Below are 15936 nucleotides of genomic sequence, written 5' to 3'. Positions count from 1 at the left end.
CTCGCCTGCTCAGCTATTATTCAGACATTGTCGGTTCACCTGGCTCCTCATTTGCAAGAAGCTCTGGACTCACGGAATGTCGTTCGAACTTAACTGCATCAACCCTCGTATAGATCATATCGGCAGGAAGCGTTGGCGGGTCTACCGTTGTTGGAGTCTCTCTGGTTAAACGAACATACTCGCTGCCGTCTCCTGTAAAGTCGAACGTTCCTAGATTAACCCAACCCGATGAGCCGACCGTTGCATCGATATACGTCACCTCGGTACCCGTCTTATGCTTCACCTCCACTTTGACATGATTATCGTTTGCCGTCGTATGGACGAGCTTGAAGATGGAAACCGTATATTTCCCTTCCGGAAACTGGCCTTTCCACGTTGCTGATGATCCTTGAACTGTAGTATAACGAGACTTAACCCCAATTTTGTATCCAGCTAGATTGCTTTGGTTCCAGGACCCTTCTGTCGTGTACAACCCTGTTGTATTTGTACTGTCGACGATAACCGTTAGGTCCTTGATCGGTATGGTCAACGTAGGAGTTGTTAAGGTCACTCCGTCAATCGTTACGGTGGCCCATACCTCAATGTAATCCGTTGCCCCATCAAGTTTTAGAAGGGTTAACGTACCGCTGCTATCCACTTCAGCCAGATCCGTACGGTCAACGAAATACTGCACATTGGCCTGTGTCAGATCACCAATCAAACCGTTATCCAAATAGCCAGTTACGCTCAGCTGTGCGTTTTGAGTCATCTGAAGCTCGTTCCGATCGGACAGGATTACCGCAGATTCCAATTGCGGTATCCTGTTTGGGTCCACCCACATGATCGCATCGGCAACGACCCTTGACTTGTTGGCCTTATTGGTTAATTCAACGTAGCCGCTATCACCTGCCGCAAAAGGATAGTCACCTAGATGTACCCAAGTACCATTGGCCGTTGTCTCATCAACGGTAACCGTCTCGGAGCCCCCGCTATAATAAACGGTAAATGAGGCATTCGTCGCCCAATTTTCAGTCGCAGCCGTTATTTGCGGAAGCTTGTAATACACACTGTAAGTAACACTTTCGGGCAGCTCCGGCCGCCATTTCATTTTGCTTGTCGCTGTGCCGGCTGTCGATTTGGCATACACATAGTTATCATAGTAATAGTCGTTAGCCGTCGTATCCCTTATCCAGACGCCTTCTGTCTCCGCCTCCGTATTATCCACAATGATCGATGAACCATCCGGACCATCGGGTTGGACTGGAGTTTCCGTTACCTGATCGGGCAGATAGAGTGTCCGCTTGCGGGTCTCTTTCCCTTCCGATTCCACATAATACGTGAAGGTTTGGGATAAATCGTCCACCCGTATCGACCATTCCATCGGATATATCGTATCTGGGATGGTCGTATATGTAGCTCCGCCATCCAAGGAATAATGGATTGTCGCTGGTTTCGTCGTTTTGGCCTGCACATAAGCATCATAAACCGTTTCGTCAGGCTTGACGATCAGCATGCCTTTAACCGCATCGATTGGACTATGGGTATCGAAGAAATAGCTTGCATCCGATGGATCAGCCGTTCTAACCTGATGCAGCGGCACATCAATATCGAGTCCCTCTACAATGATAGCGGTGATTCCCTTGCTTGAAACCGTTGCTTGAATGATTCCGCCCCTCATAACCGCTTGTTCTGGTGTGCCATTATCGCGGATGATCGTTACGTTATAATCTTGTGCCGGGTTGAACCCAATGATCTGTTCATTCAATTCGATCGGAGTCTGAACTTCTTCTGACGATGCGTTGCTTAGCCCGATGTAGAATTTATCCCCGCTCTCACCCGTTATCCAGTTCAATTGAGGATGGTTGGTCTGAATAATCCCATTGGGCATCCAAAGCCAAACATCCGAATTCCCATAAAATTGGCCTGGTTTATTCCCATAGAGGTGATACTTGAACCATAAAAAATTCGTTTCGAATACGGAAGGAAATGAAATACTCCCGTTCGATTTCAACGTTTGTTCGCTGATCAGATAATCCATCGTTTGCCCGAGCTGCCCGGGATATGGTGATAATAGATGGATGTAGCCCCGCTTGGGCCTTCCAAAGGAAAATCGGGTTCCAGTTGGCTAACGGCAAAGCCCTTATAGTAATAACCTGGGTAACTGGAATATCGACCAATAACCGCATTATGAGCAATATCCTGCAGCAGTTTATCACCTGTATAGAGCGACAACCTCAGCATGAATGGAGCTTCCTGGGCATTCATCCGATAATAGCCGGTTGTACTTCCCGCTTCAAACGTCAATCCGCTTGGTGAAACGAGCCATCGTTCCGCTTGTACGCCTCCGGCTACATCTTCTGGAAGCTTGAGCCTAGGATATTGAAATTTTCCGCTTTCCGGCCAATGGAAAGATTCAGCATAGTTATATGTCTCAGGCTGCGGAATCGTAACGTTCCCTTCAGGAACTGGACGAGCAACGAACATGGTTGCATACCGTTTGGCTTCCTTATAAGCGGCATCCAAGTATTTGGGATCCTGAGTTTCCTCATAAAGCTCCAAGATCTCCATCCACAGCTTGCTATAATAATAAATGAACTCATTTTTACTCACATTCACGGATGCAGGCGTATCAATATGCTGCATGATATAGCTATCGGCTGCATCCTTGGCAGCCTGCAAATACTGTGCATCTCCCGTCATACGATACATCATCAGCGGCTGAATGACAGGGCCTCGGTCTTTCTGGTCAGGATCACGCACGAGGTACTCTTCCTGTGCCATCGCCTCAATTCCTGCCGAAGTGCCCATCATCTGATTCACTGAGGCTACGCTTGAAACATCGAACGGCAGAGCAGCCATTTTCCATAATGAAGGCACGCCGTATACATTCTTCTTCGTCGGCGACCATCCGATGCCATTTCGCGAAACGCCATACTGGACGGATGGCAATGCTCTCGTATCATAAAGCTGGTCATCACCGGTCAAATAGTAAGCTCCCAGAAGAACCGCATTCGAGCTTGTTCGAACGCTATCCTCGTTTTCGATATCAATAAAACCCTTGGCTCGGCTCCACCACCCGCTGGGTGACGGGACATAATCAACAGAGTCGTCCCCTTGCGGCTCTATCTTAAGCACATCAATCATATTGAACATCGCGTCAGTAAGCGATTGCTCGGAGACATTTTCCCGGTATGCCGAATATCCATACTCACTGCGAAGAATATTCGCGTAGGACTCATAAAGTTTGCTGTGTTGAGCGATTAACCCTATATGAAATTGGTAGGTGCTCTCTGCGGTCATTTGCGAATATGTCCCCAGTTGAGGGGCATACAGGATCGGCTGCACGCTGCCTTCGTTATTGACCAAGCTCATGCCCAGTCGTTGTTTCGTCACACCTCCCGTCGGTTCAAATTCAACCGGGAGCTTATCTGATGGTACAAATACCCCATACGTCAAAGGATTCCCCGCACCGTCATTCTTCTCAACCAAACTCATTGGAGCGCTCAGTTCCCTCAAACTTGTTGATTCCACTGTCCCTACCATTTTTGCGTGCGACCTGAACCCACTTAACACTTCATTGATGCCCGAGACGACCTCTGTTGTGAAGGACTGATATCCAATCACATAATTGCCATCGCGGCGAGGTGTAAAGGCGAAGGAAACATCAGGTTTGCCCTCTGCCATAGACCAGTTCACTTCAAAATCGTAATCACTGCCATGCGAAGAATCGGTCAATACCGCTGTGTGGCTGTCGGGAAAATGAATTCCGTCGAATGTAATCCAGCGTTTGTTCATCGTATCGTAGTAATTGGTTAGGCTCCCGCATTCCCATCCAATAAAACCCATTGCTCCTCAAGTCTTTCCGACACACTATTTATGGGCATCCAGTTTCCTGTGTCCGTGTTCTTGTAGAACATGTCACGAACGATGGATTTGCCCCCATCCCATTCTGCCTCATAGAAGGTCGCTTTATAGTTTTCATTTTCGATGCTGCCTTTTTCTGTGTAACTGAGATTCTCTAATGTGCGGCTGCGCAGCGGAGGCAATGGTGGTGCTTGCTGCCGGATATTTCCTTCGAACTTGACCGCATCAGCCCGGGTAATAATCTTGCCCGTCGTAGGTTGAGTTCGAGTCAGCCTGACAAATTCGGTATCATCACCACTAAACTCATACTCCCCCAAATCCACCCATCCGACAGATGGGCCCGACGAAGGTCTCAGATCCATAAACATGACATCCGTAACCCCGTTGTGAACAATCTCAATTTTTACATTACTATCTGCTTTATCCGCCCAATCCAGCTTATAGAACGATATTCTCGCCTTCCCTGCTTCCAAACGCGGATTCCATGTGATGCTTCTGCCTACGGCGTCCGTATATTTGGAACTGGAATTATTGTATCCCTTCACTCCCGTACTTGTGTTCCAATAAGGAGCGGAGAATCCGTTACTGGCATTGCCCGAATCAACAGTAACGACATTATCAATCGTAAGGCTTCCATCATCAATGATGATCGTCTTATGTGGCTCTTTCTGCCTTATATTCCCTTCGAACTTGACCGCATCAGCGCGCGTAAGGATCGTGTTCGAGGTGCTGGTAGAGCGGGTCAATTTAACGAATTCTTCACCAACCCCGGAAAGATAGTACTCTCCCAAATCAACCCAACCTGCTGGAGCGCCAGATGATGGTCTTAGATCCATAAAGACTACATCCGTCGTTCCATTATGAACAATCTCAATTTTTACATTACTATCTGCTTTATCCGCCCAATCCAGCTTATAGAACGATATTTTCGCGGTTCCTGCTTCCAAGCGTGGATTCCATGTTATCGTTCTGCCTGCTGTACTCGTATATTTGGAGCTGGAATTGTCATACCCCTTTACCCCTGTGCTTGTGGTCCAATTTGGAGCCGAATATCCATTGTTCTCGTTATCTGGATCCAGTGTCACAACATCATTGATTTTGATACTTCCGTCATCGATGATAATCGTTTGATAAGGTAAGGTCTCCGCATAAGCAGCCCTTATTCCAGCCAGGCTTAAAGGAACTACGATCGTCAACATGTAAACGATTGAGAAAAACAGCCTCCTTTTAACCATACAACTCACAGCCTCTCCTATTAATGATAACGCTTCCAAAAAAGATGTCCCTTTGCTCAAATGATCGTAAAAAAGCAATAAACCTAGCCTTCTGGCTAATCCCGCTCTATCGTTTCTATCTTAGCATGTCACATCACAGTGAAATTTCTTTCATTTTAACAATTTTTTATAAGATTTTAAGTAAAAAAGAAACCTACATCCTAATTGATTGCTCAGTTGCATTCAGATAGAATATAGGTTTTCCAAGTGGACTAATTCATTATAATGGCGGCTGCACCAATAGCAATTTCCCAAGCTGAATGACCGTTTGATCATACCAAGTTGGATGCTGCCGAACATGCTCCATACTTCTTTCATTGCCGGCTGCCTCAAAAACGGCCGCTTTATCTGTCTTCTCGTGGTCAACTTCGAAACGAATGGTATGTTTCCCATTTGGTAGCTCCGGTAAGAAAACATACTGATTGCGATTATGATCGTTATATGGTGTGAATCGATCAATAAGGAAGGGTTCCCCTCCATCCACCGACACCTTCAATCTGCCGGAATCCGGCCCCCCGATATCGAATAATCCGATGTGGGTTCCCTCAAATTCCACTGTGATCGTCTCTCCGGGATCGACTGCTCGCCATAGACCGGGAACAACCAATCGTACTCACGCACTAAAGGAAAATCATCAGGGGTCATGTAAGACCAACCTGCGGAAAAATGAGTAAAAATATCCAGTGGCAGTATGGTTGCATACTCCCAAGGATTGGCCGGGACCAAAGGGTCCTGCTGCAAGTGATGTTCGACCTTTCCCACGTGATCTCGAAGTTCTTTCATTTTCTCAAACGACCGTGTGATTGTATCTGTGTAAATCTGATGTCCTTCGGGAATCGTTGGATGGATGGAATCATGTGTAAAAATAACGGCTCCGGGGATGGACACGTCTTCCCTTGAAGTAAAAATAAGCTTTCCATCTGAAACCAATTGACTGACCGCTACACCCAGATGAATCGAAGGAATACCATAATAGTCGGCGACTTCATCTTGCATAAGAGCTCCCTTCTGGTATTCGCCGGATTGAAATGAGGTCAAATCCCGCTCCTTAACCGTATATACAAACAGGATATCCGTAAAACGGCTCCGCTTGCGGATCTGTCGGACAATTCCTTCGATTCGCGCTTTGGATTCGGGAACTCCCCCATCGTTTCCAACAAATTCAACAAATACGAGATCAGGCTGATGACTCAGTACATCTGTCTCCAAACGGGCGCAGCCGAGGTCCGATCCTGTCCCATCAATGCCTGCATTCACAGAGCGGATATCTGCATCGGGATATTGCCCTCGCAGCCAATCCGCTGTCATGACCCTGTATCCTTCAGAACGCGTATTACTGCCGCCAAAATAGACGATTGTTACGGTTTCCCCATTTTCCAACTTCTGAATGACATTAGGCAGCCCTCTTCGAGGGAAATAATCCTTCATCGCGACTTCACCCGCCCTCACTTAGCGTTTTTAGGAGCAAAAAATTTTACAGCAAACACTTCATAATAAGGCGAACCATACGTTGCAGAGAAATCAAACCGGATTCGGGTTACCCCTTTTGCATGCACCTGATGTTTATTCAACGAAAGATAATTACCACGGATATTAATTTCACTCTCGCTTCCATCTTCTAAGGTTAAGGTCACATCATAATCTTGGATAAGTGGCTCGATCGGATCGTCAAAATGCTCCAAATTCAGCTGCGAATTAAGGACAAGATGGATTTCGTCTACATTTTTGGGGCTTGCAAAACCAAATTCCAACCATTCCTGCCCTTCCGTGCGTTCAGAAATCCAGCCGTTCGGCAGACCATAAGGTCTGGAGAAGCCGTTGACGACACTCTCAGGATAATACATATTTTGAGATGGCAATAGGTCTTTGAAACAAATGCTTTTATTAAGCTTCTTCAACCTGGAAGGCACTTCTGGTCTATAATGGAAGCTGACCGCTCCTGTCAACTTCTCTTCATTGCCATGTACGGCAAGGCTCGCCGGGCCTTCCAAAACGATGTAGATTTTGTCGTCAGCCGGCTTCTCGCAGCCCAGGTCCAGCGTAATCCAGTCATCATGGCCCGCTGAAATAAGCAAGTGATAGTCTTTCAGCTCGCTGGTGGGAATATAGTTTTCCTTCCGCTCCCGCCAAACAGCTTTACATGCAACGTTTCCGCATGCTCGGACCTGTTTTTAATTTTGATTCGCACGCTTTCAGCCACCGATGTCTGAATTGGCAAGACCAAACATAACGCTTTCTCCAAGGAGATCTCTTCAGTTGGCTCAGGATTATCATAGCTGCGCTGAGACGAGGCACGAATCGTTAATCCGTCAGCGAAATAAGGTTCCAACTGCTCCTGAAGCCCTACAATCGTTTGCCCGTCACGAAGCAGCTGCTTTTGAAGCTCACCCATATGCTCTTTGACTATGGACGCGGGGTCTGTCTCATATTTCAAGCATAACGCCGCAGCCGTTCCTACCGCCTGCCCCATACAACCGCAGGTTGCCATGACCCTTGTAGAACCGAAAGCCACATGGGTAGCGCTTATATTGCGGCCAGCGAACATCAGATTAGGAATGTTGCGTGAAAATAAGCTGCGGAAAGGGATATTATACAATCCGGGCACGAAATTCCACGCTGTAGCAGGCCCTTCATCGTAGATGCCTTTGTTCGCATGCAGATCCATATACCAGCCCCCAACGGATACCGCATCTTCGAAATGCGGCTTTCCTGTAAGATCGTTCTGAGACAGCATGTGCTCCCCGATAAACCGCCTCGACTCCCGCTTACCGGGAATTGGGCATACATAATCCAAGATGAGATTATCCACATCATCAAACTCGCCGCTATTTTTGATATAATCCCATATCCCATACACCAATTTTCGCAGTTCCAATGCGATGTCTTCATTATTCTTGATAATATCCATATGTCCGCCGTATTCCAGCCACCACAATCCGCCCAGCCCGTTGATTTTCCTTGGAAAAGACCGATGGTTTAAGCCTTTTCTGATACTATCGAAAAATTCCAGCTTCGTAATGTCATACGCAAAGCCTGGTCTTTTGTAAGGAACGGAATAGTTTACGTCACGGGCTTGAAACAGAATCGTATCGCCCATAGTGTAATGATCCGCCACTTCTGGAGCGAGCTCCTCGTTGTATTCATGCTTCGCCTCTCTTCCCCATCGGAAGTGAGCACCTGCTTGGTATCCAACAATTCCATCGCCGGAGCAATCGATATAGGTTGGGCTTTCAAAACGAAATTTTCTTTCGGAAGCTAATTGAAGGCCTTCCACCCATTTAATTCTGCCGTTCTCCATGCCCGTTTCATGTACACATGTATTCAGAAATAGAGAAATGTTAGGCTCATCATAAACCATGTCGAGCAAGACCGTATCCGAAAGCGAAAGCATAAGCTTCTTGTTGTATAACGGATTATAATGAAAGATCTTCAGCTTGAGTTCTTCTACCAACCCGCCCTCGCGGGCATAATAGGATGGACTGTTTCCGAGATATGCCGACCCGTTGATATGAACTCTCACCTCGCTGCTCGCATTTCCCCCAAGCACCGGCCGATCATTAATAAGTGAAACCTGCAGACCTTGGCGTGCAGCTGCAATGGCAGCGCATATCCCTGCAATACCTCCACCTACGACGGTTACATCTGCTTTCATAAGCTCCATTTTGATAACCTCCATGATTAGATGCTTCTATCATGGTAATGGTTTTGGCCCTTTTTTTTTACAGGATTTCGCGAAAAAATCATACATTTTTTGCATCCTTATTTGGATTCGTACCGTGTCATTTTTATCCGATATTGCTTAGGCGTATCACCCGTATATTCTTTAAACAGTTTGCAAAAGTAACCTTCATTGACGATGCCTACTTCCTCGCACAATTCCAATAAAGAATAATCCCGGACGTTTAACAACTCGAGAGCGAGATGGATTTTTTTACGGTTGATATAGCTGATCACGCCTTCGTTCATTGTTTTTTTGAATAAGCTGCTAAAATACGATGGCGCTAGATTCACTTCCTCCGCAATTGCCTCCAACGTTAAGCGTTGTTTCAGGTTTTTCTCTATAAAATGCATAGCACTCATGATCTCTGCACGATGTAATAGTTGGCCCGCGTGTACGTATTCGAAGGTGAAGTCGCCAATATAGGAGAGCTGCTCCTGAAAAACCATAAATTCCATGGGGAAGTCCGAAACTTCCGTGGCCATCTTATTCCCTGATTTAAACTTTACGGTAATGTCTCTGTACAAGTCTCTAATCATTGGAGCCATGATAGACTTGTGGATTTTATGGTCCGTAACAAATTGGTTCAGATCGGCAAGTGCATTCTCCAGCTCTTCCTTGGAAATCTTCCTTTTCAGCCGCATAAGAAAATCAGCCAGCTTTTGCTGAAAGTCTGCTTTTTTGTCATTATGGTATTGGAACCGATGCATCGGTGTTTTTACTACTTTCTCGGTATGATAATAGAAATCCTCACTCACATTTTTAGCTTCCGTGTACGCCTGTTTGATCGATTCCCAGCCTCGGTGTGGACCACCGAAAGCGACAGATACCCTTTGATTCAAATATTGATGCAAATGAGAGACGATCTGCCCTCCCAAGGATAGGCAAGCATATTCCGTTTCCATATCACTGCGGTTATTTTCCCAGGATAAAAAGCCAATAAAACGATTATCGGAAAGATCCGCAGCTACCCCACTACCACCATTCATCACCGTTTCTTCGATGATATTCGTAATCGCATATTTCAAGATGCTTTGATCTGCGGCAGTGTATTCGTTTCGGAAACTTTCATACGTATTCATTTCGACGATGAAGCAGCAATAGTTGGCTTGAAAGAAATGAAACTGCATGCGATTAGCAAAATCCGATGCCCGATGAGAAGGAATTTCGCCTCTGATCAGTTCGTTAAAAAATTGCTTGCGCACTCTATATTTATTTTCAAGCACGGATACGTTTAACGATTGAAATTCCGCTTCTTTTTCTTAAACTCATTTAATATTCCGGCTGCCTTATCCAAAGCTCGATTCAAATCCGTTTCCCTCAGCGGAACCTTTACAATGTACTCCAATACGTTGGCTTGAATAGCTCGCTGGGCGTATTCAAAGGATGAATAGGCGGTCAAAAGTATGTATTGGGTATGGGGAGCTCCGCCTTGAGCTGCTCAATCATGGAGATTCCGTCCATTCGCGGCATAACGATATCGGATATGACGATGTCCGGCTTAAGTCTTAAAATCTCCTCGATCCCATTCAGCCCATTATTCGCTTTGCCCACTAGAACAAATCGCTTATCCCTATGAGAGAGTTCATTAAAAAACAATTCCAATCTTTGAATGATCAGGTCTTCATCGTCAACAATGAAGCAGGTATAGTCTCTCACCATTATGAATCTCCTTTTTGCAATTCTGCCGGGAATAAAGCGCGCACACGGGTTATTTCCTTAGGTATGCTAATGATTTGCAGTCCGAATTGATCTCCGTAGTGAAGTCTTATTCGGCCATGAATATTATTTAGCCCGATTCTTTTCCTTTTTACTTCCATTTCACTCGGTTCTGAGATTAAAATATGCTTTATTTTATCAGCTGGAATTCCCTCGCCTTGATCAACAACTTCTATGATGACAATACCGTCCTCCCTGTACGCATGAATCGTAATAGGCCCCTCAATTGCCCCTCCGTTATAACCATGGAAGATGCTATTCTCTACAAGCGGCTGCAGCAGCATTCGAAAAACAGGGAAATCCATTAACCCTGCTTCGATATGTTCAATCAAGTGGAAGTTTCGGTTATACCGAATGTTCTGGATCTCGATATAATCCGCTACATTGCGTAGTTCCTGACGTAAGGAAACCTTCTCTGAAGCATCGTCTATCCCGTATTCCAATAATGAAATGAGCGATCCGATTACCACATCTACTTTCTCTATTTGTCCGAGACGTATAACGTTGCTGATCGAACCCAGTGTGTTATACAGAAAATGAGGATTAATTTGAGACTGCAGCACCTGGATTTCCAACTTCCGCTCAAGCTCATTATGAAGTTCCGCTCGCCGAATCAGTTCCACAATTTGCTGCAGCATACGATCGAATGCTCGTGAAAGATCTCCAAACTCATCGTTTCGATTAATCGTAATTGTCGTTGTGAGTAAGCCTTGCTCCACTTGCTTCATTTTTGTTTTGAGTGTATAGAGTGGTTTCCTTATATATTTGGCAACCAAAAAAGAAATGAACAAACTTAAGAGAAGACCTGCAGCTAGAAGCTCAATATAATAGATTTCCAATCTGGATAAAGCGGCTTTCAAGCGTGAATCATCATTGATTGAGATGATGGTCCAGTTGAATTTCTCCGTCGGTTTTTTCAGAAGGGAGACCGGAATGCCATCCATGGTATGCAGTTGAAGACTTGTTTCTGTCGTATCCAGGATTTGTTCCGCTGACGTTTCCCCGATCGAAAACGTATGATCTTGAATATTCAGTAGTCCTTTATTTCCAGAAAATCCGGCAATGATTTTACCTGACGCTGTGATCAGAGCCAGATTCATTTGTTCTTGTTTATTAATCTTGAACAAGGTTTCTTCAATAGCATTTAGATCCAAGTCAACCGCAATGGCCATAGGAAACGGAGCACCGTTCAGATATCGAACCATCGTAACGGTCCAGCCGGAATACTTCGATTTGTAAGGTTCACTAACAAAGGTAGTCCTTCTGTTCTTGTCGGCCGCATCAAACAAAGGTTCTCTTTCAGATAAAGGTTCATCGAATATTCGAGTAGCTGTACTTCCACCTAGAATGGATAAATCGCTTTTGATCAAATAAATATTACTGACGTAATTACTATTGAGTTCATACAGTTCTCTTAATTGTTTTTTAATCACTTCCGTATTGTCAATATTGGCTTTCACGGATGTTTCGACTGAGAAGAGAATCGTCTGGAAGGAGGAAAAATTAACAGTGAAGTACTGGTCTACCTTGTTAAGGATTTGGTTAGTGTAAAAAATGTCATTGGTTCTTATTTCCTTTTGGACATAGCGATAAGACAATTGGCTTATCAAGATGATGCACCCTAATACAAATGCAAACACGATCAAAAATAATTTTAAAGGCAAGCTGATTCTTCTTCGCATCGATCATCTTCCTTTTAGTTCCGTTTTAAACTAAGAATAGCATATGCTAATAAAGAGAGGGGCTACGAATAGCCACTCTCTTCGTTTATTTATTTTACTTGATAAGGCCGGCTTCTTTAAATTGTTTGATTGCTGTTTCCTTATATTTCTGCATGTCAAACTTGGTATCCAACGTTTGGAGGAAATTGTCCCAGTTGGAAAGAGGCTCTTTGCCCGTCATAAATTTAACTAAACTTTCATTAATGAAACGTGTGCGGTCAGCATCCAAGGTATCGCTGGGGTCTGGGGTCAATAAATTTCCGGGCAACGTTGGCCCTACATATTGCTGATTGTCCTTGAACGCTTCCGCTGTCTTCGGATTCTGGAAGCTGAAGTACTCCGCATCATCACCACGGCGTGGCATTCTGTAATGATCGACCCACAGGTACTTCTCTTTCATTTCCTTCGATAACTCGGAGGTTTTATTTTTGATCTTGCCGTCCACTACATCCCAATGAATACCTTTAATTCCGTATGCAAAATTCGGATAAGCTTCTTCGTCTGTAAAGAGATAATTCAGCATGGACAAGATTCGAATGATTTTGTCCTTATCCGCTTTCGCGGAAATGGCCCATGAATTGCCTTGGAATGATTTTCTCTCTACAATTTGATCACCATAAGGACCTTTCATCGGAGGAATGACGATCCATTCCGGCACCTCGCCACTAATTTCTTTCATTTTCTGCTGATAATCCGGCTCCAGCCTGCGGGCATCTCTGATCATGAAGCCAACTTTACCTTTAAACATCTTTTGGTCCAAAAGATCAGGCGAATTCATCGTCACCCAGTCTGGGTCTACCACTTTGGCTGCCATCATTTTGTTAATGTAAGCAAGCGCCTCTTTCATTTTGGGATCGATAAACAGGAATATCGGTTCATTATCTTTTATTTCAATGGCCGAAGGAGGATTGACGCCAAACATCCACATCAAGCTATCGAAGCCGTAGGTTTGCAGATTGCCTTCTTTGTTCATACCGCCGATGAATCCGTACGTATCGTTTTTGCCATTACCGTCCGGGTCTTTCTCTGTAAAGGCTTTCATAACTTCGAACAGCTCATCCGGTGTCGTCGGCACTTCCATATTCAGCTTTTTCAGCCAATCATTGCGAATGAAAAAGCTTCGGCTGATACCGTTAACATTATCATAGCCTGGAACTCCGATCGTTTTTCCTTGATAGGACATTGCCTCCCAAGAGTCGTTGCCAAACCGTTTCTGCAATTCAGGGAATTGATCCAGATACGGTGTCAAATCCACAAGAACGCCTTGGTCGTAATATTGCGCAAGATCAGCCCGACTCTTCAAGAAGATCAAATCTGGAATATCTCCGCCTGCAATGAGCGTATTCAGTTTGGTTGTTGCTTGCCCAGCTTGAGGAATCATCATATCCAAGTCGATGTTCATCTCTTTTTCCAACATTTGGCGTTGAACATCTTCATCACGTGGAGGTACCGGAGCGGCAGCGTTGAAAGTGCCTTGGTTAAACATTGAGATTTTCATTTTGGTTGCAAACTGGCCAGACTGCCCTTGCGAATTACTCGAAGTTGTCGATGTAACTTCTTCATTTCCCCACATCCTGACAATAGCGTTCCCAGTCCTAAGATTGCCGACAGAATAGCAAATGAAATCTTTTTACGCTGCATATTGACCTCTCCTTTGCTTGTATATTATCACGGTTTCACCGTAATAAGTTAGGTTGGAACACCTTTTAACCCTTAACGGATCCCAAGAGCACACCTTTGGTAAAATGCTTTTGTAAAAATGGGTAAACGATCAAAATCGGAATCGTAGTCACAACAACTGTAGCCATCTGCACAGCAAACGTACTTACAGCTCCGGAATTGGCGAGCGACTCAGCGCTTTGTGTTGCGACGTTAAGCAGGATGTTGCGCAAGACGACTTGAAGCGGCATGAAGTTGGAATCATTGATATAAACAATGGCATCAAAATAACTGTTCCAATGTCCCACTGCGTAAAATAAAGAAATGGTGGAAATGACCGGCAAAGACAGTGGTAAAATGATCCGCCATAACGATTGAAGTTCACTGGCACCGTCAACCCTCGCTGATTCCTCGATTTCGCCAGGCAATTGCTCGAAAAAGCCTTTAATGATCACCAGATTGAATGCACTAATCAGATTTGGAATAATCAATACCCACGGACTGTTTAGCAGCCCCAGAGAGCGAATTAGCAGATAAGTCGGAATTAACCCCCCACTAAACATCATGGTAAACACAATGAATAGTAAAAACGGACTGCGTCCCGGCAAATATTTTTTGGATAACGGATAAGCTGCTAAGACCGTAAAAAGCACATTAAGCATTGTGCCTACAATCGTTCGAAACAACGTAATTTTATACGCCTGCCAGATCCCATGAGAGATGAATACTTCTTTATAGGCCAGAAAGGTAAAAGATTCTGGTATAATAACGATCCCTCTTCTTAACACTTCCGATTCTGGCGTCACTGAGACAGCAATCACATACAGAAAGGGTAGTAAGCAAAGTAGTGATAAAAAAATTAGAATAACATAAACGACGGATTGCCAGACTTTTTCCCCGATTGTCAAATTGATCATTTTAAAAACCACCTCACCAAATTTGCCCATCGAATTTTTTGGCGAGCTTATTTGCTGCCAAAACTAAACCAAATCCAATGACAGCTTTGAACAATCCTACGGCAGTAGCCAAGCCAATCTTAAGACGCTCCAACCCTTCACGGTATACCCATGTGTCGATAATGTCGATCTTCTCCTGATTAAAGGTGTTGGCAAACATGAATATTTGGTCAAAGCCAGCATCTAGAATATGGCTTAATTTAAGGATCAGCATCAGAATAATGACTCCTCGAATCCCTGGTAAAGTGATATGCCAGAGTTGTCTCCATTTGGAAGCGCCATCCATTCGAGCTGCTTCATATAAGCTTGGATCAATGCCTGCTAATGCGGCGAGGTACAGTATCGCTCCCCATCCTATGTCCTTCCATATTTCAGATGCGATGACCAGCAGTCTTCCCCAAGCAGGCTCCGTTAGAAATGAGATGGGCTGAAAACCACTTTCTTTCAAAATCATATTAAAAAGGCCATCGCCTGGAGCTAATAATGCTACCATCAATCCATATACAATGACCCAAGATAGAAAGTGGGGTAAATAAGTAATGGTTTGTACGATTTTCTTAAACCATTGGGTATGAACTTCATTGAGCAGTAAAGCAAGTAAGATGGGAGCGGAGAAACCGAACAATAACTTATAGAGCGATATAACAATCGTATTTTTCATGATGTCCCAGAAATAAACGCCGTTCATAAAATCCGTAAAATTTTTGAATCCCACCCACGGGCTATCCCATACTCCCAAAGCCAGGTTGTAGTTTTTAAAAGCAATCAATATTCCCGCCATAGGAATGTATTTGAATACGGCAAAGTAAATTAAGGCCGGTAATAAGAGAGCATACATCACTTTATATTTTTGGATCGTCCTTATCCATGACTTCCGCTTTTTGGAGAGGGGAATGGCGTCCGCTGCCAATTTCGCTTGCATATCATCACCTCGTCTTTGTTTGTATTTGTATATTAGCACCCCCCTATCGGATAAATTTCTGAAATTTCAAGAATTTCTTACAAGATATTAAGTAAGTTTACCGTCCCCTATTGTGGTCAGTGCC

At 44.5% G+C, this 15936-nt stretch carries 13 protein-coding genes; all 13 read right to left on the bottom strand.

Annotated elements, in window-relative coordinates; translation table 11 throughout:
- Window positions 1–16 precede the first annotated feature (16 nt).
- A complete protein-coding gene (locus ACTWJ7_RS18175; RefSeq protein ID WP_443145725.1) occupies window positions 17–2017 on the bottom strand; it encodes a golvesin C-terminal-like domain-containing protein in 2001 nt (666 codons plus the stop codon).
- A complete protein-coding gene (locus ACTWJ7_RS18170) occupies window positions 2005–3825 on the bottom strand; it encodes a hypothetical protein (protein WP_443145724.1) in 1821 nt (606 codons plus the stop codon). Before ACTWJ7_RS18170 ends, ACTWJ7_RS18175 begins: the two co-directional genes overlap by 13 nt.
- Entirely contained in the window at window positions 3792–5078 is a 1287-nt protein-coding gene (locus ACTWJ7_RS18165) for a golvesin C-terminal-like domain-containing protein (protein WP_443145723.1), read from the bottom strand. Before ACTWJ7_RS18165 ends, ACTWJ7_RS18170 begins: the two co-directional genes overlap by 34 nt.
- A gap of 259 nt (window positions 5079–5337) precedes the next feature.
- Window positions 5338–5673, bottom strand: coding sequence for a hypothetical protein (locus ACTWJ7_RS18160; RefSeq protein ID WP_443145722.1), 336 nt, complete (start codon window positions 5671–5673; stop codon window positions 5338–5340).
- Window positions 5610–6545 (bottom strand): SGNH/GDSL hydrolase family protein, encoded by a 936-nt coding sequence (locus ACTWJ7_RS18155; protein WP_443145721.1) that lies wholly within the window; start codon window positions 6543–6545, stop codon window positions 5610–5612. The genes ACTWJ7_RS18160 and ACTWJ7_RS18155 overlap by 64 nt, the downstream gene beginning before the upstream one ends.
- Before the next feature lie 17 nt (window positions 6546–6562).
- Window positions 6563–7192 (bottom strand): hypothetical protein, encoded by a 630-nt coding sequence (locus ACTWJ7_RS18150; protein WP_443145720.1) that lies wholly within the window; start codon window positions 7190–7192, stop codon window positions 6563–6565.
- Between the two features lie 11 nt (window positions 7193–7203).
- Entirely contained in the window at window positions 7204–8778 is a 1575-nt protein-coding gene (locus ACTWJ7_RS18145) for an FAD-dependent oxidoreductase (RefSeq protein WP_443145719.1), read from the bottom strand.
- Between the two features lie 98 nt (window positions 8779–8876).
- Window positions 8877–10040 (bottom strand): AraC family transcriptional regulator, encoded by a 1164-nt coding sequence (locus tag ACTWJ7_RS18140; RefSeq protein WP_443145718.1) that lies wholly within the window; start codon window positions 10038–10040, stop codon window positions 8877–8879.
- A gap of 193 nt (window positions 10041–10233) precedes the next feature.
- Window positions 10234–10497 (bottom strand): response regulator, encoded by a 264-nt coding sequence (locus ACTWJ7_RS18135; protein WP_443145717.1) that lies wholly within the window; start codon window positions 10495–10497, stop codon window positions 10234–10236.
- Window positions 10497–12164: a sensor histidine kinase gene (locus ACTWJ7_RS18130; protein ID WP_301877037.1), complete on the bottom strand. Its 1668-nt coding sequence runs from the start codon at window positions 12162–12164 to the stop codon at window positions 10497–10499. Before ACTWJ7_RS18130 ends, ACTWJ7_RS18135 begins: the two co-directional genes overlap by 1 nt.
- Window positions 12165–12330: 166 nt before the next feature.
- Window positions 12331–13848: an extracellular solute-binding protein gene (locus ACTWJ7_RS18125; protein WP_443145716.1), complete on the bottom strand. Its 1518-nt coding sequence runs from the start codon at window positions 13846–13848 to the stop codon at window positions 12331–12333.
- Window positions 13849–13981: 133 nt separating this feature from the next.
- Window positions 13982–14851 carry a carbohydrate ABC transporter permease gene (locus ACTWJ7_RS18120; RefSeq protein ID WP_285075529.1) on the bottom strand — a complete coding sequence of 290 codons (870 nt, stop codon included), beginning with the start codon at window positions 14849–14851 and terminating at the stop codon, window positions 13982–13984.
- Window positions 14852–14864: 13 nt separating this feature from the next.
- The gene (locus tag ACTWJ7_RS18115) at window positions 14865–15812 is read right to left on the bottom strand and encodes an ABC transporter permease (protein WP_079345219.1); all 948 of its coding nucleotides are present in this window, start codon (window positions 15810–15812) and stop codon (window positions 14865–14867) included.
- Between the last annotated feature and the right edge of the window lie 124 nt (window positions 15813–15936).

Origin of the sequence: Paenibacillus sp. 1A_MP2, assembly GCF_052244825.1 — a bacterium.
GTDB lineage: Bacteria > Bacillota > Bacilli > Paenibacillales > Paenibacillaceae > Paenibacillus > Paenibacillus vandeheii.
The sequence above is the reverse complement of the archived record's forward strand: the minus strand, read 5'-3'. Positions and strand labels throughout refer to the sequence as shown.